Origin of the sequence: Actinomycetospora corticicola (assembly GCF_013409505.1) — a bacterium.
Classification (GTDB): domain Bacteria; phylum Actinomycetota; class Actinomycetes; order Mycobacteriales; family Pseudonocardiaceae; genus Actinomycetospora; species Actinomycetospora corticicola.
The window spans coordinates 3,595,916-3,621,617 of the sequence record NZ_JACCBN010000001.1; the positions used below are offsets into that span (position 1 = coordinate 3,595,916).

Annotated in this window: 25 protein-coding genes; 19 read left to right on the forward strand and 6 right to left on the reverse strand. The window is 74.2% G+C overall.

Annotated elements, in window-relative coordinates; translation table 11 throughout:
• Window positions 1-16: 16 nt before the first annotated feature.
• Window positions 17-763, reverse strand: a complete 747-nt coding sequence (locus BJ983_RS17450) for an IclR family transcriptional regulator (protein ID WP_179794959.1) — start codon at window positions 761-763, stop codon at window positions 17-19.
• A 101-nt stretch (window positions 764-864) separates the two neighbouring features.
• Here BJ983_RS17450 and BJ983_RS17455 point away from each other — a divergent pair, with 101 nt between their 5' ends.
• Entirely contained in the window at window positions 865-1,548 is a 684-nt protein-coding gene (locus BJ983_RS17455) for a TetR/AcrR family transcriptional regulator C-terminal domain-containing protein (RefSeq protein WP_179794960.1), read from the forward strand.
• 52 nt (window positions 1,549-1,600) lie between these two features.
• Here BJ983_RS17455 and BJ983_RS17460 read toward each other — a convergent pair whose 3' ends face one another.
• Window positions 1,601-2,941: an MFS transporter gene (locus BJ983_RS17460; RefSeq protein ID WP_179794961.1), complete on the reverse strand. Its 1,341-nt coding sequence runs from the start codon at window positions 2,939-2,941 to the stop codon at window positions 1,601-1,603.
• A gap of 263 nt (window positions 2,942-3,204) precedes the next feature.
• Between BJ983_RS17460 and BJ983_RS17465 the strand changes: the two genes are divergently transcribed.
• The 13 genes from BJ983_RS17465 (at window position 3,205) to BJ983_RS17525 (ending at window position 18,022) form a co-directional block, all read left to right on the forward strand.
• Window positions 3,205-4,149 (forward strand): PDR/VanB family oxidoreductase, encoded by a 945-nt coding sequence (locus tag BJ983_RS17465; protein WP_343054233.1) that lies wholly within the window; start codon window positions 3,205-3,207, stop codon window positions 4,147-4,149.
• Between the two features lie 31 nt (window positions 4,150-4,180).
• Complete coding sequence (locus BJ983_RS17470; protein ID WP_218890316.1) at window positions 4,181-5,410, forward strand: Rieske 2Fe-2S domain-containing protein; 1,230 nt, start codon at window positions 4,181-4,183, stop codon at window positions 5,408-5,410.
• Window positions 5,400-6,191, forward strand: a complete 792-nt coding sequence (locus BJ983_RS17475; protein ID WP_179794962.1) for an alpha/beta fold hydrolase — start codon at window positions 5,400-5,402, stop codon at window positions 6,189-6,191. The genes BJ983_RS17470 and BJ983_RS17475 overlap by 11 nt, the downstream gene beginning before the upstream one ends.
• 3 nt (window positions 6,192-6,194) lie before the next feature.
• Window positions 6,195-6,335, forward strand: a complete 141-nt coding sequence (locus BJ983_RS17480; RefSeq protein ID WP_179794963.1) for a hypothetical protein — start codon at window positions 6,195-6,197, stop codon at window positions 6,333-6,335.
• A complete protein-coding gene (locus BJ983_RS17485; RefSeq protein ID WP_179794964.1) occupies window positions 6,332-7,666 on the forward strand; it encodes a M20 family metallopeptidase in 1,335 nt (444 codons plus the stop codon). The genes BJ983_RS17480 and BJ983_RS17485 overlap by 4 nt, the downstream gene beginning before the upstream one ends.
• Window positions 7,663-8,646 (forward strand): DODA-type extradiol aromatic ring-opening family dioxygenase, encoded by a 984-nt coding sequence (locus BJ983_RS17490; RefSeq protein WP_179794965.1) that lies wholly within the window; start codon window positions 7,663-7,665, stop codon window positions 8,644-8,646. The genes BJ983_RS17485 and BJ983_RS17490 overlap by 4 nt, the downstream gene beginning before the upstream one ends.
• Complete coding sequence (locus tag BJ983_RS17495) at window positions 8,643-9,485, forward strand: alpha/beta fold hydrolase (protein WP_179794966.1); 843 nt, start codon at window positions 8,643-8,645, stop codon at window positions 9,483-9,485. Before BJ983_RS17490 ends, BJ983_RS17495 begins: the two co-directional genes overlap by 4 nt.
• Complete coding sequence (locus tag BJ983_RS17500; protein WP_179794967.1) at window positions 9,482-10,486, forward strand: LLM class flavin-dependent oxidoreductase; 1,005 nt, start codon at window positions 9,482-9,484, stop codon at window positions 10,484-10,486. Before BJ983_RS17495 ends, BJ983_RS17500 begins: the two co-directional genes overlap by 4 nt.
• Complete coding sequence (locus tag BJ983_RS17505; RefSeq protein WP_179794968.1) at window positions 10,483-11,775, forward strand: MmgE/PrpD family protein; 1,293 nt, start codon at window positions 10,483-10,485, stop codon at window positions 11,773-11,775. Before BJ983_RS17500 ends, BJ983_RS17505 begins: the two co-directional genes overlap by 4 nt.
• Window positions 11,776-11,857: 82 nt before the next feature.
• Window positions 11,858-13,369 (forward strand): GMC family oxidoreductase N-terminal domain-containing protein, encoded by a 1,512-nt coding sequence (locus tag BJ983_RS32395; RefSeq protein ID WP_179794969.1) that lies wholly within the window; start codon window positions 11,858-11,860, stop codon window positions 13,367-13,369.
• Between the two features lie 29 nt (window positions 13,370-13,398).
• Window positions 13,399-13,863: a (2Fe-2S)-binding protein gene (locus BJ983_RS17515; protein ID WP_343054234.1), complete on the forward strand. Its 465-nt coding sequence runs from the start codon at window positions 13,399-13,401 to the stop codon at window positions 13,861-13,863.
• Window positions 13,860-17,231, forward strand: coding sequence for a molybdopterin cofactor-binding domain-containing protein (locus tag BJ983_RS17520; RefSeq protein ID WP_179794971.1), 3,372 nt, complete (start codon window positions 13,860-13,862; stop codon window positions 17,229-17,231). The genes BJ983_RS17515 and BJ983_RS17520 overlap by 4 nt, the downstream gene beginning before the upstream one ends.
• Window positions 17,231-18,022, forward strand: coding sequence for an alpha/beta fold hydrolase (locus BJ983_RS17525; RefSeq protein WP_179797934.1), 792 nt, complete (start codon window positions 17,231-17,233; stop codon window positions 18,020-18,022). The genes BJ983_RS17520 and BJ983_RS17525 overlap by 1 nt, the downstream gene beginning before the upstream one ends.
• A 6-nt stretch (window positions 18,023-18,028) precedes the next feature.
• Here BJ983_RS17525 and BJ983_RS17530 read toward each other — a convergent pair whose 3' ends face one another.
• On the reverse strand, window positions 18,029-18,244 hold the full coding sequence (locus tag BJ983_RS17530) for an acyl-CoA-like ligand-binding transcription factor (RefSeq protein ID WP_179794972.1): 216 nt from the start codon (window positions 18,242-18,244) through the stop codon (window positions 18,029-18,031).
• A gap of 37 nt (window positions 18,245-18,281) precedes the next feature.
• On the opposite strand from BJ983_RS17530, the gene BJ983_RS17535 reads away from it, so the two are divergent.
• On the forward strand, window positions 18,282-18,914 hold the full coding sequence (locus tag BJ983_RS17535) for a LysR substrate-binding domain-containing protein (RefSeq protein WP_179794973.1): 633 nt from the start codon (window positions 18,282-18,284) through the stop codon (window positions 18,912-18,914).
• A 12-nt stretch (window positions 18,915-18,926) separates the two neighbouring features.
• On the opposite strand, the gene BJ983_RS17540 is transcribed toward BJ983_RS17535, so the two are convergent.
• Window positions 18,927-19,679, reverse strand: a complete 753-nt coding sequence (locus tag BJ983_RS17540; RefSeq protein WP_218890320.1) for an SDR family NAD(P)-dependent oxidoreductase — start codon at window positions 19,677-19,679, stop codon at window positions 18,927-18,929.
• A gap of 54 nt (window positions 19,680-19,733) precedes the next feature.
• Between BJ983_RS17540 and BJ983_RS17545 the strand changes: the two genes are divergently transcribed.
• The 3 genes from BJ983_RS17545 to gvpO all read left to right on the forward strand — a co-directional run bounded on the left by BJ983_RS17545 (window position 19,734) and on the right by gvpO (window position 23,039).
• Window positions 19,734-20,081 (forward strand): MerR family transcriptional regulator, encoded by a 348-nt coding sequence (locus BJ983_RS17545; protein WP_179794974.1) that lies wholly within the window; start codon window positions 19,734-19,736, stop codon window positions 20,079-20,081.
• A 104-nt stretch (window positions 20,082-20,185) separates the two neighbouring features.
• A complete protein-coding gene (locus tag BJ983_RS17550) occupies window positions 20,186-22,579 on the forward strand; it encodes a DUF222 domain-containing protein (RefSeq protein ID WP_179794975.1) in 2,394 nt (797 codons plus the stop codon).
• A gap of 103 nt (window positions 22,580-22,682) precedes the next feature.
• Entirely contained in the window at window positions 22,683-23,039 is a 357-nt protein-coding gene (gene gvpO, locus BJ983_RS17555) for a gas vesicle protein GvpO (RefSeq protein WP_179794976.1), read from the forward strand.
• A gap of 33 nt (window positions 23,040-23,072) precedes the next feature.
• Here the strand turns inward: gvpO and BJ983_RS17560 are convergent, their stop codons facing one another.
• Both BJ983_RS17560 and BJ983_RS17565 read right to left on the reverse strand, forming a co-directional pair.
• Window positions 23,073-23,873, reverse strand: coding sequence for an SDR family NAD(P)-dependent oxidoreductase (locus BJ983_RS17560; protein WP_179794977.1), 801 nt, complete (start codon window positions 23,871-23,873; stop codon window positions 23,073-23,075).
• Window positions 23,874-23,930: 57 nt separating this feature from the next.
• Complete coding sequence (locus tag BJ983_RS17565) at window positions 23,931-24,506, reverse strand: TetR/AcrR family transcriptional regulator (protein WP_179794978.1); 576 nt, start codon at window positions 24,504-24,506, stop codon at window positions 23,931-23,933.
• 133 nt (window positions 24,507-24,639) lie between these two features.
• Between BJ983_RS17565 and BJ983_RS17570 the strand changes: the two genes are divergently transcribed.
• Window positions 24,640-25,677, forward strand: coding sequence for an LLM class flavin-dependent oxidoreductase (locus BJ983_RS17570; RefSeq protein WP_179794979.1), 1,038 nt, complete (start codon window positions 24,640-24,642; stop codon window positions 25,675-25,677).
• The last annotated feature ends 25 nt before the right edge of the window (window positions 25,678-25,702 follow it).

Here is a 25,702-nt window from a genome sequence, read left to right on the forward strand (position 1 = left end):
TTCCGTGTGACGGAACTCAGCCCGACCGACCGCGCGCCAGCATCGACGCGATGCCCGCTCCGGCGGCGCGCACCGCGTCGAGGTGCCGCTCGGGGTCGAAGCGGTGCACCGGGCCCGTCACGCTGACGGCTGCGTGGGCGCCGCCCTCCCGGTCCGCGACGACGGCCGCGACACAGGTCACGCCGACGGCGGACTCCTCGTGCTCGAGGGCCACGCCCCGTTCGTGGACACGGTCGAGCTGGCGGCGCAGGACCTCCACGTTGACCACGGTGCGCGGGGTGAGCCTGGCCGGGCGGCCGCGCAGGACGGTCTCCCGGACGTCGGGAGGGGCGTGCGCGAGCAGCACCTTGCCGATGGCGGTGGCGTGCAGGGGCATCCGCCCCCCGAGCCGGCTGGGGGCGTCCACCTGCCGGTGACCGCCGCTCTTGGCCACGTAGACCACCTCGGTGCCCTCCCGCACGCCGAGGTGCACGGTCTCGCGGGTGCGTACGAAGAGGTCCTCGAGATAGGGCGCCGCGACCTCGAGGAGGCTGCGCCCGACGGCGGCCCGCATCCCGAGCTCGAACACCAGCCCGGAGAGCCGGTAGCGGCCGTCGGGACGCTCCAGGAGCCGGTGCTCGAGCAGTTCCGCCAGGGTCCGGTGCAGCGTGGCCTTGGCGAGGCCGGTCCGCCGGCCCAGCTCGGCGAACCCGAGCTCGGTGTCCTCGACGGTGAACGCCTGCAGGACCGTCAGCGCCTTGCCCAGCACCGTCGCGGGCACCATCGGTCCTCCCGGGCGAGTGCGAACGTGCTGGTCAGCGGTCGGTACGATGGACCGTACGCCGTCCGGGCGGTCACCCGCCCGCGTCCGCCGAAGGAGGACCCGTGCCCCCACGTCGGCGCCGCGGCGACGACTCGTCCGCCCTGACCGCGGACCGGATCGTCGACGCCGCTCTCGCTATCGCCGACCACGAGGCGGACCTCGACCGTCTGACGGTGCGGCGTCTCGCGGCGAACCTCGAGGTCGGGGTGATGACGCTCTACGGCTACTTCCGCAACAAGGACGAGATCCTCGACGCGATGGGCGACCGGATCCTCGGGTCGATGGCGCTGCCCGACGAGATCGACACGGAGCCGGCCGACGCGCTGCGGACCCTGGGCCACGCGTTCCTCCACATGATGCGGGAGCACCCGAGCGTGGTGCGCCTCCTCGCGACCCGGGTCACCGACAGTCCCGCCGCGCTCGTCGGAGCGATGGAGGGTGTGCTCCACCGGCTCGCCGCGGCAGGCATCACCGGTCCGGCCGCCGTGCGCTGCTACGGCTTCCTCATCACGTACGCGCTGGGGTTCTCGGCCTACGAGACACCGCGGACGTGGGGGCGGGCGGAGGACGCCGCCGAGGCCCGACGTCGCCGGTCGCACTTCTACGCGGGACTCGACCGCGAGCAGTTCCCGGAGACGGTGGGACTGGCGGCCGACCTGCCATCGCTGCCGACCGACGACCAGTTCGCGGACGGGCTCGACGCCTGGATCGCCGGCACGGTGGCCCGACTACCCACCCGGGCCTGAACGCGGCGCTGCCGGGCCCCGTCGTCGACGGGGCCCGGCAGCGGGGCGGAGGTCAGGCGCCCGCGGTGGGTACGGCCGAGGTCTCCGGGCCGGTGGCCGTCGGCCTCGCCGGGGCCGCGGGGCCGTCAGCCGGGAGCCGCAGCGCCAGGCCGGCGAGGAGCGAGACGACCGCCCCGCCCGCCATGTAGAGCGCGATGCCCCACCAGCCGCCCGTGGCCTCCAGCAGCGACGCCGCGACCGCCGGGGCGAAGGCGTTCCCGAGGATCGTGCCGATGGTGAAACCGATCCCCATGCCGCTGAACCTCAGCGCCGGCGGGAAGACGCCGGAGAAGTAGACCGGGAAGACGGCGTAGTTGGCGGAGTACGCGAGGAAGACGACGGCGAAGCCGAGCAGCATCAGCCCGTAGCTGCGGGTGTCGAGCAGCGCGAACCAGACGAACGGGGTGACGACGAGGCCCGCCGCCCCGACGAGGAAGACCCGACGGACACCGACCCGATCGGCCAGTCGCCCCGCGATCGGGATCGCCACCAGCAGCACGACGGCTGCCGGGAGCAGGACGGACAGCATGGTCGAGCTGGACAGGCCGAGGGCGAGACGTCCGTAGGAGATCGAGAAGACGGTCGTCAGCGTGAAGACCATGCCCGCGGAGATCGTCGCGAGGGCGACGAGGACGACGGCACGGCCACTGCCGCGGAGCACCTCGACGAGGGGGAGGCGGCGGACGGCGCCGGCCTGCTTGGCCTCGACGAAGTCCGGGCTCTCCTCGAGCGTCCAGCGCACGACGAGGCCGACGACGACGAGGATCCCGCTGAGGAGGAACGGGATGCGCCAGCCCCAGGACAGCAGTGCCTGCTCCGGGAGGGTGAGCACGGCGAGGAAGACCAGGTTGGACAGGATCATCCCCGTGGAGGTCCCGGTATTGACCAGCGCGCCCCGGACGCCCCGCCGGGCGCGCTCGGAGTGCTCCACCGTCATGAGCACCGCCCCGCTGTACTCCCCACCGACCGAGATGCCCTGCAGCACGCGCAGGGCGACGAGGAGGATCGGCGCGCCCAGTCCGATGCTCGCGTAGGTGGGCAGCAGCCCGATGAGGAAGGTCGAGCCGCCCATCATCAGGAGCGTGACGACGAGGACCGTGCGCCGGCCGATCCGGTCGCCGAAGTGCCCGAAGACCAGGGCGCCCAGGGGCCGGGCCACGTAGCCGACACCGAAGGTCGACAGCGCGATGAGCGTGCCGGCGAGCGGGTCGAAGGTCGGGAAGAACAGCTTCGCGAAGACCAGCGAGGACGCCAGCCCGTAGATCGCGAAGTCGTAGTACTCGATGGTCGTGCCGATCCAGCTGGCGATCACGGCCTTCGCCGGGCTACGGCGAGGTCCGGTGGTGACGGACATACGGACTCCGGGGGGAGGGGCGGGGACGCCGCCGGCCGGTGCCGGAGCGCGTCGGGAAGACCCGGACGTCGCGCAGTGTGCGACCTCGACGACGAGGGGCGTCCGACCGGGTGTCCGTACTTTGTATGGTGCGGCGCACGGTCGTCAAGCAGCGGTTCGACGGTCGCTCTCCGTCGTCACACAACGGAAACCTGGCGGCCCGTGACATCACCTCGGTGATGTGCCATGTTTCGTACCGTACTTAGTACGTCATGGAGGTGCTGGTGGACGACACGGTGATGGACCTCGAGGTCGTGGGGCTGCGTCGGGAGGCCGACGGTGTCCTGTCGGTCGAGCTGCGCGACCGCGCCGACCGCCTCCTGCCGAGCTGGGGACCGGGCGCGCACGTCGACCTCGTCGTCGGCGGTCACGTCCGGCAGTACTCCCTGTGCGGCGACCCCGCCGAGCGCCGGCGCTACCGCGTGGCGGTCCTGCGCGAGCCCGCATCGCGAGGTGGGTCGACCCACGTCCACGACCGGCTGCGCCCCGGCGACGAGGTCGAGGTCGGCGGGCCGCGCAACCACTTCCCGCTCGCCGACGCGTCGCGCCACCTGCTGGTGGCCGGCGGCATCGGGATCACCCCGGTCCTGACGATGGCCGCGGACCTCGCGGCCCGCGGGGCGGACTGGCGGCTGGTCTACCTGGGCCGGGCGCGCCGCGGGATGGCCTTCCTCGACGAACTGTCCGTGCTCGACGCCGGGGCGGGCCGGGTCACGCTGCACACCGACGACGTCGACGGGATCCCGGACCTCGACACGTTGCTGACCGGGCTCGACCCGTCCACCGCGGTCGCGGTGTGCGGGCCGGCCGGGCTCATCGCCGCCGTCGAGGCGCACTGCGCCGCGCGCGGTCTGCCGGTGCCCCGGGCCGAACGCTTCGCCGCCGTGGAGCGGGATGCCGACGAGGTGCTCACCCCCTTCGACGTCGTCGTCGCGAGTACCGGCGCCCGGATCACCGTGCCCGCCCACCGCTCCGCGCTCGAGGTCCTCGACGAGGCGGGCGTCGGCCTGCCCAACGCCTGCCGCGACGGGGTCTGCGGCAGTTGCCTCGTCCGCGTGGTGGCAGGGGAGCCGTGGCACCGCGACGCGCTCACCGCTCCGGACCGCACCGACGTCCTCGCGCCCTGTGTGTCCCGCGCCCGCGGCGCGGAGCTCGTGCTCGACCTCTGACCGCTCCCCCACCACCTCGCAGGAGACCTCCGTGACCACCGAAGCGACCCGTCCCGCACCCGACGAGTCCGCGCCGCGCCGCGAGCGCCGGCCTCGTCGTGCACCCGCCGCCGAACCGGGTCCCCCGGTGCAGGCGGGCTCCGACTGGTCCAACTGGAGCGCCTACGACCGGGCCGAGCTGGGGTTCCGCAACCACTGGTACCCGGCGGTGTGGGCCCACGAGGTCGGGCGCAAGCCCGTCCCGGTGACGATCGCCGGGGAGAAGGTCGTGCTCGTCCGGGACGACCGCTCCGGCGGGATCCGGGGCCTGCACGACCGCTGCCCGCACCGCGGGGTCCCACTCTCGCTTGGCCGGCGACAGTTCCCCGGCACGATCTCCTGTCCGTACCACGGCTGGACCTACGACCTCGAGGACGGCCGCCTGGCCGCCGTCATCACCGACGGCCCCGACTCCCCCATCTGCGGCAAGATCTCCGTGGCGACCTATCCCGTCGAGGAGCGGCTCGGCCTCGTCTTCGTCTACATCGGCGAGCTCGGCGCCGACGGCACGCCCCCGCCGGTGGAGGACGACATCCCCGCCGAGCTCACCGACAACACGCTGGTGCTGGGCGGCCGCAACGAGATCCGCGACGGCAACTGGCGTTTCGCCGCCGAGAACGGCTTCGACGAGGGCCACGCCAAGTACCTGCACAACACCGCGCTGTGGCGCCTGTTCAAGGTCATGCCGACCTGGAACCGGACCCGCATCGTGGAGCGCCACGGCTGGCTCATCCGGGTGCAGGACGAGGTGCACTGGGAGGCCGAGTTCCCGGGAGTCGGTTCGTTCAGCAACAAGCGGTGGTGGAAGCGGATGCCGCTGCCCGACCGTCCCGGCAAGAACGGTGACGCGAACCCCGTGATCGCCGCGCTCGACCTGCCCGGCTTCGTCAGCATCCGGCTGCCCGGCATCCTGCGGGTCGCCTACCCGCAGTTCATCCACTACGAGTGGTACGTGCCCGTGGACGCCGACCACGTGCGCTACGTGCAGCTCATGGTCCGGTTCGAGACGGGCTGGAAGGCCGCGGCGTTCAAGGCGAAGTACCTGACGGCGATCCGGTGGCTCTTCCACGGCCAGTTCACCGCGCAGGACGCGTGGATGGTCGACGTGATGGACTCACCGCCGGAGCGCCTCTACCGCCCCGACCTGTCCCTCACCGCGTGGCGCAAGCACGTCGAGGACGCCGGCGTGGTGGTGCAGACGGTGGCCGGCCGTGGCCACTGAGGCCGCTGTGCCGGCGCACGAGCGGGTCGGAGCGGCGACCGGACCCGTGACGGTCGTCCTGCACGGCGGTGGCCCCGGCTGCCGGGCCGCGTCCGACTTCGCGGCCGTCCTCGCCCTCCGGCCGGAGCGGAGCTGGCTGCTCGTCGACCTGCCCGGGTACGGCGGTTCGGCCGCGCCGGGCGCCGGGCCCCGGGTCGAGGTCGCGGCACGGGCGCTGCTCGGGCTGCTCGACGGCCTCGGGCTCGACCGGATCGACGTGCTCGCGCAGTCCTACGGCGGGCTCGTCGCGCTGCACGTCGCGGCGGCAGCGTCCGAGCGGATCCGCCGGATGGTGCTGGTCGGGTGCGTCCCCACACCCGCCCCCGGCGGAGTGCCCGGGCTGCCCGTCGACACCGGGCTCGGGGCTCGCCTGCGGGCCGACTACTCCGGCGACGGCCGACCGGACCGGGACCGGATGCGGGCCCTGATGGCGCAGGCGGAGTGGCACGACGGCACTGCGGTGCCGGAGACGCTGGTCGAGGCCCGGTTCCGGGCGGACCGGTCGGCCGCCGGGGTCGAGGGCGCCCTCGAGGACCTGGGTGAGCACCTCGCTGCCGTCGCCGCCCCGGTCCACCTCGTCTGGGGACGTCACGACCCCTTCGCCGGTCCCGCCTACGCCACGGCCCTCGCCGACGCCCTGCCGCGCGCCGACCTCACGGTGCTCGCGGCGACCGCCCACCACCCCCAGTCCGAGCGGCCCGACACCGTCGCCGCCCTCGTCGACGCCCACCTCGGGAGCTGACCGATGTTCCGCACCACCACCGCCAGAACCGCCGCAGCCGCCCTGCTCGGCGCGTTCGCCGCCTCGGCCCTCGCCGCCCGGACCGGCCACCTCGCCAAGCTCGGGCGTCGCACCACCGTCCGCACCGTGCGGGCCGGGCGATGAGCGCCCCGCCACGGGCCGACACGCTCTCCGAGCAGCAACGACGCTGGGTCGCCGACGCCTGCACGCAGCTCTCCGCCGACCGCATGACCGAACTCGTCGTCGGGATGGTCGACATCCCCAGCCCGACCGGGGAGGAGGGTCCGCTGGCCGCGTGGTTGGCCGACCAGCTCGACACCGCCGGCCTGGCCGGGCGTCTGCAACCCCTCGACGACCGGCAGGCCAACGCCCACGGCCGCCTCGCGGGCGACGGCACGGGCGAGAGCCTGCTGCTCTACGCACCCATCGACACGTTCACCGTCGGGGACCCCGCCGAGGACGTCCCGTGGATCGGCCCGGACCTCCGCGCCGACATGCAGCCGCGGGCCCGGGTGCGCGGTGACCACGTCCTCGGTCTCGGCGCGAGCAACCCGAAGGGCCACGGAGCGGCCGTGGTCGCCGCCGCCGAGGCGGTGGCCGCCGCCGGCATCCCGCTGCGTGGCGACCTGCTCGTCGGGCTCGGTGCCGGGGGGATGCCCACCAACGGCCGGAGCGCCCGCGGCCTCGTCCGGCGGAACACCGGGCAGGGCGTCGGTTGCTCCTACCTGCTCGAGCAGGGCGTGTGGGCCGACCACGCCGTCATCGCCAAGCCCGGCTGGGCGGTCGCCTGGGAGGAGGTGGGCCTCTGCTGGTTCGAGGTGCGGGTGCGCGGTGCCTTCTCCTACGTCGGGTCGCGCCACCGCATGCCCTACCGCAACGCCGTCGCCCATGCGGCCACCGTGATCACCGCCCTCGAGGAGTGGTTCCCGAGCTACGCCGCGGCCCACACCGACGGGCTCGTCGCCCCACAGGGCATCGTCGCCTCGGTGGAGGGCGGGTGGCCCCGCCTCGCGTCGGCGACCTCCGCCCTCGCCCGCATCACCGTCGACCTGCGGACCAACCCGCGCAGCACCCCTGCCGACGTGCGCCACGAGTTCGGGGCGGCCATCGCCGCGATCCTCGCCCGGCACCCCGAGCTCGACGTCGACTGGGAGATGACGCTCGCGATCCCCGGCACCCACACCCCGCCGGACGCACCCGTCGTCCGGAGCGCCGTGGCCGCATGGGAGGACCTCGAGGGCCGCGAGCACACGCCGATCGTCGCGAACAGCGGCGCGACCGACGCCAACATCCTGCGCAACCGCGGGCTGCCCACCGCCCGGATCGGCATGGACCGCATCGGCGACGACGCGCCGATCCCGCTGGACTTCCCCGCCGGGATGAACGTCGTCGACATCCGGGAGGCGCTGCGCCTGTCCCGCCACCTCGTGCACACCGCCGTCGCGCTGTGCACCCGAGAGAGGACACCGTCGTGAGCGAGATCGTGCTCGGCCTGGGGGCCTCGCACAGCACGTTGATGAACACGCACTGGGACGAGGTCGACCACCTGCCGGAGGCCCACCACTTCCGTGCCGGACTCGCCGCCGCGCGCGACACGCTCGCCGCGGCCGCGCCGGACGCCGTCGTGGTGGTCGGGTCCAACCACTTCCGCGGCATGTTCCTCGACCTCATGCCCGCGATCACCGTGGGCGTCGGCGAGGTCCTGGGAGCCGGCGAGGCGGGCACGCCCGGCGGCCCGCTGCCCACCGATCCCGACCTGGCGCGCGCCCTCGTCGACGGCATGGTCGACGACGGCTTCGACCCGGCGTTCTCGCTGCGGCTGACCGTCGACCACGGCATCACCCACTCGCTGCAGCACCTGGTGCCGGGCCTCGACGTGCCGGTCGTACCCGTCGTCGTGAACATGTTCGCGCCGCCGCTGCCGTCCCTGCGCCGGTGCGCCGCGCTGGGCGCGACGATCGGGCGGGTCCTCCGCTCCGACGGGCTCGACCGGCGGGTGGCGCTGATCGCCTCGGGAGGCCTGTCGCACCGGCTGCCGTGGCCGAAGTGGTTCGAGACGCTCTCCGACGACGACCGTTTCCTCGTCGAGGCGTGGCTCAACGGTCGGGACTCGTGGGCGCAGTACGAGGTCCGGCGGCGGGAGATCATCCGCGCCGCGCGGCCCGACATCAACGCCGACTTCGACACCCGGTTCCTCGCCGCCCTCGAGCGGGGCGACCTGTCCCACGTGCTCGCGATGTCCGACGACGAACTCGAGGCGGAGGCCGGCAACGGCGCCCACGAGATCCGGTCCTGGATCGCGGTGCAGGCCGCCCTGCACGGCCCCGACGGACCGCCCCGGGCGACCACCGCCGTCTACGCCGCGGTCGGCCCCTGGCTGACCGGCATGGGGGTCTCCGTCCTCACCCCTGCCCACCTCCCCCTCCCCGCCACCCCCCTGGAGTCCGCACCATGAGCCTCTGGACCGACCTCGCCGAGGTCTCGCTCTCGATCACCCACGACCCCGTCGGCGGCGCGCCGACCCGGGTCCTGCGCGCCGGGAACGGGGCCGAGCACGTGCTCATGCTGCACGGCACCAGCGGCCACCTCGAGGCCTTCGTCCGCAACGTGGGAGCGTTCGCGGAGCGGTTCACCGTGCACGCGGTCGACATGCTCGGCCACGGCTACACCGACAACCCCGGTGGCGACCTCCGGATCCCGCGCTACGTCGAGCACGTGCTGGCCTACCTCGACGCCCGGGGCATCGAGCGGGCGCACATCGTCGGCGAGTCCCTCGGCGGCTGGGTCGCGGGACGGCTGGCTGCCGACCACCCCGACCGGGTCGGCCGGCTCGTCCTCGTCGCGCCCGGCGGCACCGTCGCCAACCCCGAGGTCATGGAGCGCATCCGCACCAGTACCCGCCGCGCCGTCGAGACCGACGACCGCGCACTGACGCGCAGCCGCCTCGAGCTGTTGATGTTCGACCCGGCGAACGTCAGCGACGAGCTCGTCGACGTGCGCCACCGCATCTACCACCGCCCGGCCTTCGTCGCGGGCATCGACCACCTGTTGTGCCTGCAGCAGATGGAGAACCGCACGCAGGACCTGCTCACCGCCGAGCAGATGGCGCGGATCGAGGCCCCGACGCTGATCGTGTGGGGCGCCCAGAACCCGTTCGGCGACGTCCCCGAGGCGCACCGGATGCAGGAGTCCATCCCCGGCGCCAAGCTGGAGATCCTCGGCGAGTGCGGGCACTGGCCCCAGCACGAGCACGCCGCCCGGTTCAACGACCTCGCCCTGACCTTCCTCTCGTGAAGGTCGGCCTGCGCATCCCGCCGTGCGCCCCCGTGCCCGACCTGGTGGCCTTCGCCCGGGAGGCCGAGACCGCCGGACTCGACCAGGTCTGGTTCCCCGACTCGCAGCTGCTCTGGCGCGACGTCTTCGCGGTGTGCACCGCGGTGGCCGGGGCGACCGGACGGATCGGGCTCGGCACCGCGGTCACGAACCTCGCAACCCGCCACCCCTCGGTGGTCGCCTCCGCCGCCCGCACCGTGGCCGAGGTCGCCGACGGTCGGTTCACCCTCGGCGTCGGCGTCGGCAACAGCTCGGTCGGTCCCGTGGGCATGGCGCCGTCGACGGGTCGGGCGCTCCGCGAGGGCCTGGCGACGGTCCGGGCGCTTCTCGGGGGTCGCGACGTCGGGTTCGGTCCGGTGACCTCGCGGCTGCGCGACGCGGTCGCCGTGCCGCTCCACCTCGCCGCGAGCGGGCCACGGAACCTCCGCCTGGCCGGCGAGGTCGCCGACGGCGCGATCCTGCTCTCCGGGGTCGCACCCGGGCCGCTGGCCTTCGCGACCTCCCGGGTCGCCGAGGGCGCCGAGAGCGCGGGGAGGGATCCGGTCCCGATCACGGTGTCGGCGTTCTGCCGGGTCACCGACGACGTCGAGCGCGACGCCCGCGAACTCAAGCCGATCTGCGTGGAGATCGCCCGCAACGGGGGCGGGGCCGCCCTTGCGGCCGCCGGGGTCGCGGTCGACCCGCCTGCCGCTGTCGAGGGCGTCTACCCCGATCTCGTCCACGCCGAGGACTGGGACGCGGCCGTCCGGTTCTGCGACCCGTACGTCGACGACGCGTCGGTGGTCCGGTTCGCCCAGGAGTTCTGCCTGTTCGGCAGTGCGAAGGAGATCGAGGTGCGGGTCGCGGAGCTCACCGCTTCCGGGGTGGAGGGCCTGTTCCTCCAGCACGTCGGCTCGTACGACCTGCCTCACCGGCTCCTCGCCGATCTCGGAGGGGATCTGTCGGGGCGGCTGGGCGCGTGACCACCCTGGCCGTCCTCGCCCACCGGGCCCGCACGGCGGCGGACGACGCGGAGTCCGCCACGCGCCGTGAGGCGGGCCGCCAGGTCCTCGACGTTCTCGGCTGTATCGCCTCGGGTGCGGGTCACCCGCTCGCGCGGACCTGGTTGCCGCTGGTCGGAGAGGATCCGGACGGGGTGACGCTGCCCGGGGTGCCCGGACGGCGTCGCCTCGAGGACGCCGTCGAGGTGGGCGGCGTCCTGGCCCACCTCGACGAGCTGGACCCGCTGCACGGGCCGTCGGCGATGGCGCCCGGGGCGGTCGTCGTCCCCACCGTGCTGGCCCTGGCCGCTCGCTGCGGGTTCCCGGGAGAGCGGCTGGCACGCGCCGTGGTCGCCGGGTACGAGGCGGGCGCGGAGGCGAGCCTGCGCTTCGGCGGGCCCGCCCTCTACGCCTCCGGACGGTGGCCCACGGCGGTCTTCGGCCCGCTCGGCGCGGCCGCGGCGGCCGCGGTCCTGCTCGAGCTCGACGAGGCCACCACGACGACCGCCCTCGCCCTCGCGTCGACGGCGCTCGGCGGGCTGCTCTCCGCCGACGTCCTGGGCCACGGCCACTACCTGTTGGGCGGGAGCGCCGCACGTGACGGGCTGCGCGCCGCCCTCGGTGCCCGTGCGGGGCTCAGCGCCTCGACGACCCTGCTCGACGGTCCCGGGGCGACCGCGCTGGGGCGTGCCCCGGGCCCGCCGTCGGGACCGGGGCCGCACCTGCCCGGCACGGGCTCGAAGTACTGGCCCTGCTCGCGACCCCTGCAGTCCGCGCTGGCCGCGCTGGACGAACTCGCCGGGCGAGGGGTGCGCCCGGCCGACGGTGACGTCGTCACCGTCGCCCTGCCCGCCGCGGCCCGGGCCTTCGTCACGACCGCCGAGACCCCGGACGACGCCACGACCGCCGCCGCGAGCGCGACGGTCGCCGTGCGCGGGCACGCGCTGGGACGGGCGGGCGAGCCCGGGTGGTACCGGGAGGTCGCTGCCGGCCGCACCCGCGGCCCGCGGATCACCGTCGTCCTCGCCGACGGCCCCGACCTCGATGCCGCCTTCCCCGCCCGGTGGGGCGCACACGTCGCGCTGCGGGGTGACACCGCCACCTGCTTCGTCCCGCCCGGGGACCCGGCCGCACCGCTGTCCGATGACGTCCTGCTCGCCCGCACGGCCGCCCTCACGGGGACGGCCCCGGACGACCTCGCCCCCTGGCTGGATCTCGACGCGGTCGCCGACGTCCGTGCCGTGCTCGGACGTAACACGACGGTTGCTTGACGGGACCCGATAGCGGACGTTCACTGTCCCGTACAAAGTACGTCGCTCGACCGCCATCTCTCGCCCCACCCCGGAGCACGCCGTGACGCCTCCCCTCTCCGCCGACTACGTCGTCGTCGGCGCCGGTTCCGCCGGCTGCGTTCTCGCCCGCCGCCTCCTCGAGACGACCGACGGATCGGTCGTCGTGCTCGAGGCGGGCGGCTCCCCGGACGACCTCGGGTCGTCCACCGACCCGAGGCGGTGGGTGGAGAACATCGGCGCGCCGCACGACTGGACCTACACCTACGGCCCGGAGCCCGGGCTCGACGATCGCACGCTGCTGCTCTCCCGGGGCCGGGTCCTCGGTGGTTCCGGCAGCACGAACGCCCTCGTGTGGGTCCGTGGGCAGCGCTCCGACTACGACGGCTGGGCCGCCGCCGGCGCGACCGGGTGGAGCTTCGACGAGGTCCTGCCGTACTTCAGGCGCAGCGAGGACTGGGAGGACGGCACCTCGGCGCTGCGCGGCGCGGGTGGCCCGGTCCGGGTCGAGCGGTGCACCGACCTGCACCCGGTGGCGCAGGCCCTCGTCGAGGCCGGGATCAGTCACGGCATGCCCTATCTCGACGACATCAACGTCGCCGAGCCCGTCGGCGCGGGCCCGATCAACATCGACGCCGCCGCCGGTGTCCGCACCAGCACGTGGACCGGCCATCTGCGCCCGGTGCTGGACCACGAACGCCTCACCGTGGTCACCGGCGCGCAGGTGACCGGCCTGTCGGTGCGCGGCGGGCGCTGTACCGGCGTCGACGTCGTGATCGACGGGTCCACCCACGCGATACGGGCCGAGCGCGAGACCCTGCTGTGCGCCGGATCGATCGACAGCCCGCGGCTGTTGCTCGCCTCCGGCATCGGGCCCGCCGACCGGCTGCGCGCGGTCGGCGTCGAACCCGTACTCGACCTGCCGGGGGTCGGCGAGAACCTGCAGGAGCACCCGATCATCGCCGGGCTGTGCTTCGAGGCGTCCGAGGAGCTCCCGCCGTTGCGCGACAACCTCGAGGGCTCGATGGCCTTCTGGCGCAGCGCCCCGGGGGTCCCGGACCTGACGTTCGTGTCGGTCCAGATTCCCTACGTCTCCGCCGAGGTCGCCCAGGCCCATCCCGTGCCGCCGAACGCGTTCTGCCTGGCGCCCGGCGTCATGGCCGTGCGCAGCCGCGGACGGCTCCGGCTCACCCCGGACGGCGGCCTGGACATCCGGTCGAACATGCTCACCGACCCCGCCGACGTCGACGCCGCCGTCGCCGGGGTGGAGATCGGACTCGAGCTCGCCGACCAGCCCGCCTTCCGCAAGCTCGTCGCCCGCCGGGTCGCCCCGGAGACGACCGACCGCACATCGCTGGTGCAGTTCGTCCGGCGGGCGGCGATGCCGTACTTCCACCCGGTCGGCACCTGCGCCATGGGCGTGGACGAGGCCTCCGTGGTCGACCCGGACCTGCGGGTGCGCGGCATCGAGGGGCTGCGCGTCGCGGACGCCTCCGTGATGCCGACCATCACCTCGGCCAACACCAACGCACCCACCGTCATGATCGCGGAACGGGCCGCTCACCTCGTCGCGTGACGCCGGAGCCCGAGAGTCAGGAGGTCCCCGTGCCCCACGTCCTCGTCGTGGACGGCCACCCGGTCGACGTCGACGTCGCCGGCCTGCCGTCCCTCGCGACGGTGCTGCGCGACCAACTGCACCTCACCGCGGCCAAGGTCGCCTGCGGGCGGGGCGAGTGCGGGGCGTGCACCGTCCTGATCGGAGGTCGTCCGACCATGTCCTGCATCACGCCCGCGGCGCTGGTGCGCGAGCCGGTGGAGACCAGCGAGGGACTCGCGGAGGAGAGCCGGGACCTGCGTGCCCGCTTCGCCGACACCGGCGCCTTCCAGTGCGGGTTCTGCACGCCGGGCCAGGTGGTGCACGCCTGCGCCCTGTTGCGCGCCGGGCTGCCCACCGACGACGAGGCCGGCCGCGACCACGTCCGGCAGGCCCTGTCGGGGAACATCTGCCGTTGCACCGGCTACCAGGCGATCGTCGAGTCCGTGTGCGCGGTCGCGCGGGAGCGGTCGTGAGCTGGGTCGGGGCCCGCGTCCGCCCGATCGACTGGGACGCCCGCAGCGCGGGCCGCACCCTGTTCACGGCCGATCTGCCGGGCGAGCACCTCGTGGGCGCCGTGCTGCGGTCCCCGCACCCGTTCGCCGAGCTCCGTGGCATCGACACCCGGGCCGCGCGGTCGCTGCCCGGCGTCCACGCGGTGATCACCGCCGCCGACTTCGCCCCCGGCGCCCGCTACGTGCATCGCGGTGGTCCGCTCTCCGATCGACCCCCACTCGCCGACGGCGTCGTCCGCCATGTCGGGCAGGAGGTCGCCGCGGTCGCCGCCGAGACCCCCGAGCAGGCCGTCGCCGCCCTGCGGGCGATCCGGGTCCGCTACCGCGTGCGTCGGGCACCGCTGACGACGGCGGAGTCCCGCGCGCCGCGCGCCCGCCGACTGCACGAGCGGACCACCGACGAGCCGAACGTGTCGATGCGCCTGGACACCGTGTGGGGCGACGCGGACGGCGGGCGCGCCGCCGCGTCGGTGTCGGTGACCGGGGCGTTCACCTATCCGAGCGTCTCGCACGCCTGCATGGAGCCGAACACCACCCTCGCGGCGTGGCACGACGGCCGGGTGGAGCTGTGGACCTCCACCCAGTCCCCCTGGTTCCTGGCCAAGGAGGTCTCCCAGCTCCTGGGGATCGACCACGACGACGTCGTCATCCGCGAGGTCGCCACCGGCGGCGGCTTCGGCAGCAAGTCCAAGGCCTCCGAGCACGAGGTGCTGGCCGCGGCCCTGTCCCGCGCCGCGGGACGTCCGGTGCTGCTCGCGCTCTCGCGGGAGGAGGAGCTGGGCGCCAACAAGCCCCGGCACCGCTTCGCCACGACGCTCGCGACGCACGCGGACGCCGACGGCGTGCTCCGGGCCCTCGACGCCGACATCGCGGTCGACAACGGCTCCTACAACCACATGGGGACCTCGGTGATGCGCGTCGGCGTCATCACCCTGGGATCGATGTACCGGCCGGACGGCGTGGCCTTCACCGCGCGCCTGGTGGACACCGCGACACAGCCCGGAGGGCAGTTCCGGGGCTACGGGACTCCGCAGGTGTCCCTCGCGATGGAGTCCCAGGTCGACGAGATCGCCGAGCGCCTCGGGGTGGACCCGATCGAACTGCGGCTGCGCAACCTCGCTCCCGAGCACGTCGAGACGCTGTGCGGCTACCGGGTCGGCACCAACCGGCTCGGCGACTGCCTGGTCGCCGTACGCGACGGCCTCGACTGGGACGCACCACGCCCGTCGTCGGGACCGGTCGCCCGGGGTCGCGGCGTGGCCGCGGGGTCACACGGCAGCGGCGCCTACGCCTACGAGTTCGCCAACCGCTCGGACGCCGCGGTCGACCTGTTCGACGACGGGCGGGTCCAGGTCCGACACGGCGGCGCGGACGCCGGGACGGGCCAGAACACCATCCTCGCCCAGATCGCGGCCGAGGAGCTCGGCGTCGACCTCGCCGACGTCTCGGTGCTGTCGACCGACACCGAGCACACCCCCTTCGAACTGGGCGCCTGGTCCTCGCGCGGCACCCACATGACCGGTTCCTCGGTCGGGCAGGCCGCCCGTGAACTCGGTGACCGACTGCGCGGACTCGCCGCGGCGAAGCTCGGCGTCGACACGGACGCCGTGGAGCTCGGCGGCGGCCGGGCGCGGGCCGGGAACGACGACGTCGAGCTCGGCGATCTCGTCGGGCTCGCCGACGAGGCCCGTGACGGCGTGCTCTCGCACGAGACGAGCTACGTGCTCGAGGGCACCGAGATGCTCACCCCGGACCGCGACCGGGCGAACCTCTCGCCCAGCTACGCCTTCGCCGCCCACGGCGCCGTCGTCGACGTCGACCGACGCACGGGTGCCGTGCACGTCGTCGACTACCTGGCCGCCCACGACGTCGGACGGGCCATCAACCCGACGGCGGTGGAGGGCCAGATCCTGGGCGGGGCCGTGATGGGCCTCGGCGCTGCGCTCGGCGAGGAACTCGTCCGCGAGGGCGGGCGCGTGGTCCCGACCGGTTACCTGCACTACGCCCTGCCGCGCAGTGCCGACGTACCCCGGGTCCGCGCGCACGTCGTGGACAACCACGAGGCCGCGGGCCCCTACGGCGCCAAGTCAGTCGGCGAGATGTCGATCGTGCCGCCCGGGGCCGCCGTCGCGAACGCGGTGGCCGACGCGGTCGGGGTGCGGGTGCGCGACCTCCCGATCACCCCAGACAAGGTCCTGACCGCGCTGGCCGAGCAGGACGGACGCCGCCGGCGGCACGGCATCTGGCGACGCCCCTCTCGGTGGTGGGTCGCGGCGATCCGGGCCCTCTACCCGCTCGGGCTGCACCACGTCCTCGACCGGTACGGCACTCGGTTCGGCCCCGCGCACCGTGCGCGGTCCCGGCCGCCGGCCCCGGCGCCGCAGGTTCACGTGGCGGGCGGGCTCGACGACGCGCTGGCCGTGCTCGCGGGTCCCGGCGCCGAGGCGCTGGGCGGCGGCACCGACCTGCTACCCGACCGCGCCCGCCGCGCCCGGCCCGCTCCGGTCCTCGTCGCGACCTCCGCCGTCACCGAACTCCGACGCCTCGAGATCGTCAGCGGGGTCCTGCACGTCGGTGGAGCAGTGACCCTGGCCGAGCTCGCGGCGCACCCGGAGGCTCCCTCCGCGCTGACCACGGCCATCGGGACCATCGCGTCGCCGCAGATCCGCAACGCGGCCACGGTCGCGGGGAACCTCGTGCAGGCCAAGCGCTGTTGGTTCTTCCGCAACGGATTCGACTGCTACAAGCGCAACGGGGCCACCAGCCCCTGCTACGCGGTGCTCGGCGACCACCGTTTCCAGCACGCGGCCGTCGGCGGGCACCGCTGCCAGGCCGTCACCCCCTCCGACCTGGGGACCGTCCTGCCCGTGCTCGACGCCACACTCGTCCTGGTCGGAGCGCAGGGCACCCGTCGTGTGGTCCCGGCGACGGAGTTCTACTCCGGGCCCGGCGAGACGGTCCTGGCCGACGGTGAGCTCGTGCAGGAGGTGCGGATTCCCCTCGTGGCGGGGCGGCGCAGCGTCTACACCAAGCTCGGCCTCTACACCGGCGACTTCGCCACGGCGGCCGCCGCGCTCGCCGTCGTCCCCGCCGAGGACGGCACGTGGCACGACGTCCGGCTCGCGCTCGGAGCCCTCGCGCCCGTCCCGTGGCGCCTGCCCGTGGTGGAGGCCGCCCTGGAGGGCACCAGACCGGACGTCCCGGTCGTGCGCCGGCTGGTCGACGCCGTGCTCGACCGACATGCCCACCCCCTGCCCGGCAACGGCTGGAAGCTCGACGCATCCGCAGGCCTGGTCGAGCAGGCCGTCGAGAAGGTCCTGGAACCGTGATGCGCCACCGCTTCGCCGAGACCCGGTACGGGCAGATCCACTACGTCGAGGACGGCGTGGGTGACCCGGTACTGCTCCTGCACCAGACGCCGCGATCGGGCGACGAGTACCGCGACCTGGTGCCGATGCTCGCGGCCACCCACCGGGCGATCGCCCCCGACACCCCGGGCTTCGGACTCTCCGACGGCCCGACTACGCGGTGGACGATCGAGGCGTTCGCCGCCGGCATCCTCGATCTCTGCGACGCGCTCGACCTCGGGGCGGTCGGCCTCGTCGGGCACCACACCGGTGCCGTCGTCGCGACGGAGATCGCCGCCACGGCCCCGGAACGCGTGTCGGCCCTCGTGTTGTCCGGCATGCCCTACGTGGACGCGGCGCGGCGCGAGCAGGTCGCCACCGGACGCCCTCCGATCGACCACGTCGAGCGCGCGACCGACGGCAGCCACCTGCAGCAGCTGTGGGACAACCGGGCGCCCTACTACCCCGCCGACCGACCGGACCTGCTGGAACGCCTCGTCCACGACGCCGTCGCCGTGCTCGACCGGGTGGAGGAGGGCCACGAGGCGGTCAACCACTACCGGATGGAGGATCGCATCGGTCGCATCACGGCGCCCACGCTGGTGCTCTGCGGCGAGCTCGACACCTTCTCCCTCCCCGACGTCGGGAAGATCCTCGCTGCGATCCCCGGTGCGCGCTCAGCGCTGCTGCCCGACACCGGGGTGCCCGCGATGGACCACCGCCCCGACCTCGTCGCAGAGGAACTGGGGCGGTTCCTGCGCTGCCGCGCCTGACCGGGCCTACGGCGACCAACCGTGTCGCAGGAGGTCGAACACCGCGTCGATCGCGGCCGGGTCGAGGGCGAGCGCCGAGATGACCACGTGCGCCAGCGCCAGCGCCCGCGGGTCGTCGGCCCCGAGCCCGGCGTCGAGCGCGACGGCCTCGGCGAGCGACGACGCGTAGGACGCCCACATCCGCTGCGAGTAGGCCCGGACCGAGGGCGCAGCCTCCGTCATCGCGACGAACCGGTCGTGTCCCGGCTCCGCGCGGCGGGTGACCGACGCCCGGACGAACCGGTGCAGCGCCGTCACCACGTCGACGCCCTCGGGCCGCTCCCGGACGGCCGCGAGCAGCCTCGCCCTGCGCGTCGGGTACGCCGAGGACCTCGGCACCGAGCTGTTCTGCCGCGCCGCCGGGGTCCGCGTGGTCCCGGTGCCGATGACCACGCCCGAACAGGTGTCGGCGATCCTCGAACGGCGGCTCGACGCCGGGTGGTGCTGGGAGCCGGAGTTGCCGGACGAGGTCGACTCGGAGGTCGTCGGGCGGGAGGCCGTACGCATCCTCCTCGCCGCGGACGACCCGGCGGACGCCGATCCGGTCGTCCCCTCGTCGCTGGCCGGTCGGTCCCTGGCGGTGGTGCCGCGGTCGGTCAACCCGCGCCTGCACGACCGGTTCGTCGACGGGCTGCGGGCCCGCGGCGCCGAGGTGGTCGTGGCCCACGAGGCGGTCCGGCTCGACCGGCTCGTGCCCCTGGTGCTCGCCGGGGTCGCGATCGGGATCACCCAGGAGCGCGTCCTCGCCGGTGGACTGCCGGCGGGACTGGTCGCGCGTCCCCTGCAGGGCGAGCCGCTGGTCGTCGAGCACCGTCTCGTCTGGCGCCGGGACAGGGGTCGGCCCCCGTTGTAGACGGTGAGGCCCTCAGCCGAAACGGGCCAACAGCCACCCGGCCAGGGGACTGCCGACGCGAGCCGGCAGGGCCTCGAACACCCGGCCCACCACCGCGTTGAACCCGCCGTCGATCACGGCCGGGGAGGACCCGTCCAGCGCCGCGAGCGCCGTCGTCGCCACCTGCTCGGCGGTCCGCGTGCCGTCGGGGTTCATCGCGGTCCGCGTCGCCCCGGGGCTCACCGCGACGACGCGGACCCCGCTGCCGCGCAGCTCCGCCCACAGCGCACGGCTCAGCGCGAGCACGTAGCTCTTGGACGCCGCGTACCCGGCGAGCCCCGGTGCGGGCAGGTAACCCGCCACGCTGGCGACGTTCAGCACGCTGCCGTGGCCCCGCGCCACCATCGCGGGGATCAGGAGCGCCGACAGCTCGGTGAGGGCCGTGACGTTGAGGTCGAGCATCGATCGCAGCGCCGCGGGGTCGGCCTCCGCGATCGGGCCGCCGGGCGCGACGCCGGCGTTGTTCACCAACAGCTCCACCTCGCCGACCTGGTCGACGAGCTTGCGGGGCGCCGCGGGGTCGGCGAGGTCGAGCGCGATGGTCCGGGCCGTCCCGCCGCGGGTCCGCACGGTGGCCGCCGCCGCCTCGAGGGCGGCCTCGTTCCGCCCGACGAGGACGACGTCCGCGCCGCGCCCACCGAGCTGTTCGGCGATCGCCCGCCCGATCCCGCCCGAGGCGCCGGTGACGAGGGCGGTGCGGCCCCGCATCTCTGCTGCTGTGGTCATGTCGGCCACGCTAGACCTTGACACTGACGTGAATGTCAAGGTCTGATGCGGCCCGTGCGGATCGGGGAACTGAGCGAGCTCACCGGGGTGAGCACCCGTTCGTTGCGCTACTACGAGGAGCAGGGGCTGCTGGTGGGCGGGCGCCTGCCCAACGGCTACCGGGACTACCCGGCGGACGCCGTCGACACGGTCGCCTTCATCCAGGACCTCTTCAGTGCCGGCCTCCCCTCCGACGTCGTCCGCGACGTGCTCCCCTGCGCCCGCGGCGAGCGCCCGACGGGCGACTGCACCGCCCTGTTCGCCCGGGCCCAGCAGGTCCGGGCCGCGCTCGTCGAGCAGGAGGAGCGGATCGCCCAGCGGCGCCGCACCCTCGACCGGTTCCTCGCCGAGGGCCGGACCTGATCCCGCAGCTGCCACCGATCGTGATCGCTTCGTGATCTCTGCGCGTGCTCCGAGCTGGGCTTTCCCGGCCGTGACTGTCGGGGGTTCGTCCTAGTGTTCGAATCGTGGCGGTGGAGGCGGGGTTCGCGGTCGGGGACGGGGTGTTCGACACCCCGTTGCCCGCCGTCCCGCTGAGCGACCCGCGCGAGTCGGTCGGGCAGGAGTGCGAGGCCGGGCTGGTGGCCTGGCAGGCGCGGTTGGTGCACGCGGAGTGGCGAAGGGCGTGCTGGATGCTCGAGACCGCCCGATCCCGGGCCGACACGCTGGAGCGCTGGCCCGAGCCGGATCCGCGGATCATCGCCGCGCGGTTGGGGTGGTCGGTGACGATGGCCGCGGCCCGGTTGGAGACCGCTCAGGGGGCTTTGGAGCGCCTGCCGCGGCTCGGGGTGGCGATGTGTGAGGGCTGGTTGGAGCACGCCAAGGCCGCGGTGTTCGTGAGCGGTCTGCGCGATGTGACCGACGAGCAGGCCACGGTGGTGGTGGACCGCTTGATCGAGGCCGCGCCGAAGCTGGGGATGTTCGAGCTTGGCCAGCGGGTCGCGGCCGCGGTTGCCGATGTCGACCCGCTCGGCGCGGAGAACCGGCGCAACGCGGCGGTGGCGCGGGCGCGGGTGTCGACGCGGATCGCGCCGTCGGGCGCGGCGGAGATCCACGGCCTGGACTTGGACCCGTTGATGGCGGAGCCGGCGTTCGACCGGATCGTCGCGGTCGCCGAAGAGGCCCTGTCGCGCCTGAAATCAGCAGGGGTCACGGTGGGGCCGGCGAAGGTGCAGGCCCAGGTGTACCTGCGGTTGTTGCACGGCTGCCCCGACGGCTCGGACGACCTCGCGGTCGCCGCGCAGGTCGTCGTGGACCTCACCCCGACCCCGCCAGCGCAGGACCCGATCGACCTCGACGACCTCCCCGACGGTCCCGACGACCTCCCCGATGACGGGCCGGACGACGGGCCGGACGGCCCCGAGGACAGCGGCCCCGACGGCCCCGACGACGAGCCGGGCGGCCCTGATGACGGCGGCCCGGACGATCCCGATAGCCCTGATGGACCCGGCGACGAACCGGATGGCCCGAACGACGGCGACAAGCCGGATGGCCCGGACAACAGCGGGCCGGGCGACGGCGGCCCCGAGGACGACTCGGCTGGCCCTCACGAGGGCGGGCCGGGTGACGACGGGCCTGACGGCACCGATGGTCCTGGCGGTGGCGGCGCTACCGATGGCGCCTCCCGGGATCACGGCTCTGGCGACGGCGGCTCTGGCGACGACGGCTCTGGCGACGACGGCTCTGGCGACGACCGATCAGACGTCAGCCGCCCATTCGGGCTGCTCGACGATTTCGAGGAGCCCCTCGACGAGGCGGTGGATGAGCCCGATGAACCAGGCGACTCGTGGCCCGGGTTCACGGCGACTCCCTCACCGCAGCCCTCACCGGCCGGGTGGCAGCCCGGGGACCCCGAACCCGACCCGCCGCCACCGGACACCCCCGATCCGCGGATCCCGACCAACGACCCGCCGCCGCCCCTGGCCGCGCGGCTGACCGAACGTGGCCTGGTGTTCTCCCCGGCGACGTTGCGCACCACGTGGGCGACCGTGCTCGGGCTCGAACGCGCCCACGGCCGCCTCCGCGCCGGCACGTTGACCGGGTGGGACGCCTACCGCGCCGCCTGGACCCGGACCTGTGCCCAGTGGCGGGTCCTGCTCTACAACGACATCGGTGCACTGCAATGGGTGCTGCTCGTGCGGCCGCCGCTTCAACCCGACGCCGACCCGCGATATCGCCGACAGGTCGTCGAACTCACCGCCCACACGCGCGAGGTCGACGCCCTCGACCTCGACGCTCCTGACGACGATGGATCACTGGTGGGGATCTGGGCCGAGCTGGCCCGCCGCACGAAGCGTGCCCTGGCCGCGGCCCGCGAGAGGCCGCCCGAGGAGCACCCGGCCGTCACCATCCGGGAGGCCGGGAACCGGTTCCCCGGAGCGGAGCTGACCCGCTGGATCCACGCCCGCGACCAGACCTCCCGGTTCCCCATGTCCACCGTGCCCGCCGTGGCCTGCCCCATCGACCACACCCACGACCACACCCTCGGCGGACCCACCCAGGCCGACAACCTCGGCCCCCTCTCCGTCGGCGACCACCTCCGCAAACACGACCCGCTCTCCGGGTGGACCGTCCGCCAGACCCGCCCCGGCCACTTCGTGTGGACCGCGCCCACCGGCACCCACCACACCGTCGAACCCCAGCCCTACCGGCCCCTACAACCGATCGCGCGCGCCCCGTTCGACCACGGCATCACCGACACCCGCGCCGAACCCCGACCCCAGACACCCTGGCGGCCCCGCACCGACCGCCACGGGCATATCACCGACGCCCAACGCCACACCCTCGACGACCTCGACCGCCGACGACGCCGGAAAGAACGACGACCCCCCAACCCCTTCGACGACGACCCACCGTTCTGAGCACGCCAACCGACAGGTGCACGGCGATGCAAACGTCTGCGCCGTGCGGCGGAATTCGTCGTCCGGCCGATTCGCGGGCGTCCCCGCGAGGGCACTCCTCCCCATGAGCGAGTCTGCGGCACGGCGGACGACGTCCGGGTCCGAGACCCGGCACCGGCGCGCAGCACCGTCGCGCGAGGACGGCAACCGGTCCCCCGCGCCCGGTGGGCGGGAGGTCCTCGACGCCGTCCGTGACCTCGCGGACGATCTCGGCTGGCAGTCCGAGGCCGTCGCCGGTCTGCGCCGCACCGCCGACGGGTGGACCGCGACGGTCGACGTCGTCGAGACCAGCCGCGTGCCGTCGACCACCGACGTCATCGGGGTCTACGAGATCGATCTCGACGACCGGGCGGACATGCTCGGATTCCGTCGGCTCCGCCACTACATCCGCGGTCGCGGCGACAACGACCGGGACCACTGAGCCGGTCCACGATCGTCGCCGGCACGACCGGCCTCAGCGGGGCCGGGCGGCCTCGCCCTGCTTCGCGGCCTTCTCCGGCTCGCTCATCGAGCGGTGGTCGACGACCTGCTGCTTCGTGGCCTCGTCCCCGCCGACGACGTGGTCGTCGCCGGCGAACAGCGCCTCGATGCCCTGGCGGGCGACCTCGGTCCGGTCGTTCTTCCAGCTGTTGTCACCGAAGCGGGTGTTGCCCATGCCGGCGTTGGCGTGGAACTCGGAGTCGGTGGCCCCGGGCAGCAGCGCGGTGACGACGATGCCCTCCTCGCGGAGCTCCTCGCGGATCGACTCGGCGAAGTTGAACCCGAAGGCCTTGGTGGCGCCGTAGGCCGGCTCGTAGGGGGTGGGTGTGGTCGCCGAGACCGACGACACGACGAGGATCCGCCGGTCGCCCCGGTCGGGGCCCTGGTCGTGCATCGCCCGGACCACGCGCTTGGCCAGGTGCACGGTGCCCGCGCAGTTGATCGCGATCATGCGGAGCTCGTCGTCGAGATCGGTGTCGAGGAAGCGCCCGCCGACACCGATCCCGACGTTGAGACAGGCGACGTTGAGCGGGCGGCCGAGGTCGGCGACGGCCTTCCAGAAGGACTCCACGCCGTCGTAGGTGGCGGCGTCGGCCTGGTGCGGATAGGCCTCGACGCCGTGCCCACGCAGCTTCTCGGCGGCGTCGTGGACCCGCTCGCTCTGCCCGGAGATCGCGACGTCGTGCCCACGGTCGGCGAGCTGGACGGCCAGCTCGAAGCCGATGCCCGACGAGCCGCCGGTCACCAGGGCCAGAGGACGCGTGGGGGTGCTCATCTACGGGTTCTCCTTCGTCGGTGCTGCGCCGGGAGCGACGGAGGGAGGCGCCCGGACCTACCGGTCGGAGCGGTACCCGAACCGGAGGATGTCACGTGCCCCGTCGGCCTGGCGGCTACCCGTCGGACCGGTCGACCCGAGCCACGCCAGCATCGCCGCACAGCCGACCAGGTCGTGTGCCGTGACGTCGGCGCGGACGGTCCCGGCCTGCCGCGCGTCGGCCAGGAACCCCTCGGTCGTCGCGATCATCTCCCGGCAGGCGAGACCGAGCGGCGTGGGCTCCGCGCCCTCCAGCGCCCCGACGAGCGGACCGGACAGACCGCGGTAGGTCGCGATGTGCCGCTCCACCTCGCACAGCCAGGCGTCCAGCCGTTCCGAAGGCTCGACCTCGCGGGCGACCCGGGCACGGGCCTCGGCGAGCTCGTCGTTCTCGACCCGCAGGACCTCCGCGAGCAGGCTCTCGCGGTCGGGGAAGTGCCGGTAGAGCGTCCCCGGTCCCACCCCGGCGTCGCGGGCGATGGCCTCCAGCGACGTCGTCACGCCGTGGCGCCGCACGTGCTGCCGGGCGACCGCGACCAGCAGGTCGCGGTTCTTGCGGGCGTCCGCGCGCATGGGGCGGTCGGTGCTCGTCATCGACCCCTCCTCCCGGCCCGCGCTGCTCACCCCACCCTAGCGGAGGCAGCCTCCGTGTACGCTAACTGGAGGCTGCCTCCGCTCGAACCGCGTCGGGCCGCCGACCGTTCCCCCGGAACACGAGAGGACCGCCATGCCCACGTCCGTCCCGCTCTCCCTGCTGGATCTGGCCCGGGTGAACCCCGGCGAGGCCGCGTCCGAGGGCATCGCCCGCAGCGTGCGCCTCGCGCAGACCGCGGACGGACTCGGCTACCACCGGCTGTGGGTCTCCGAGCACCACAACATGCCCGGCCTCGCCTCCTCGGCGACCTCGCTCTACATCCAGCACATCGCGGCCCACACCACGAACCTGCGCGTCGGGTCCGGCGGGATCATGCTGCCCAACCACTCCCCCCTGGTGATCGCCGAGCAGTTCGGCCTGCTCGAGACCCTCTTCCCGGGCCGGATCGACCTCGGCCTCGGTCGCGCGCCGGGTACCGACGGGGCGACCATGCAGGCCCTGCGCCGCGACGCCCGCGCCTCCGAGCACTTCCCGTCCGACATCGTCGAGCTCGACGGCTACCTGACCGGGGCCACCAGGGTCCCGGGCGTCCACGCCTACCCGCACGGCAGCGCCGGCGTGCCGCTCTACATCCTCGGCTCGTCGCTGTACGGCGCGCAGCTGGCCGCGCACCTCGGCCTGCCCTACGCCTTCGCCTCCCACTTCGCCCCCGAGGCCCTCGAGGAGGCGGCCCGGACCTACCGCGACCGGTTCGACCCGTCGGGCCCGCTCGCCGGCCCGGAAGCGACCCCGCACTTCATCGCGGCGGCCAACGTCATCGCCGCCGACGACGTCGAGACCGCACGCGAGCAGTACGCGAAGACCGAGCTGGCCTGGCTGCGCTCCATCCTGGGGCGCGGGCGGGACCTGACCGACGAGCAGCTCGCCGTGCTCCGCGACCACCCGCAGGGACGGCAGGTGCTCGGCATGCTGCAGCGCACCCTCGTCGGGACCGGACCCGAGGTCGTCGCCGGGCTCGACGCGCTCGCCGAGGAGGTGGAGGCCGACGAGCTGATCGTCGTCAACGCCGCCACCGAGGAGCCGCACCAGCACCGCACCCTCGAGCTCCTCGCCCCCGGCGCGGACCGGCGGGACCGCGAAGGGTCCGCGTTGGCCGCCGCGGGGGTCTGAGCGACCCGGACACGCCGACTAGGTT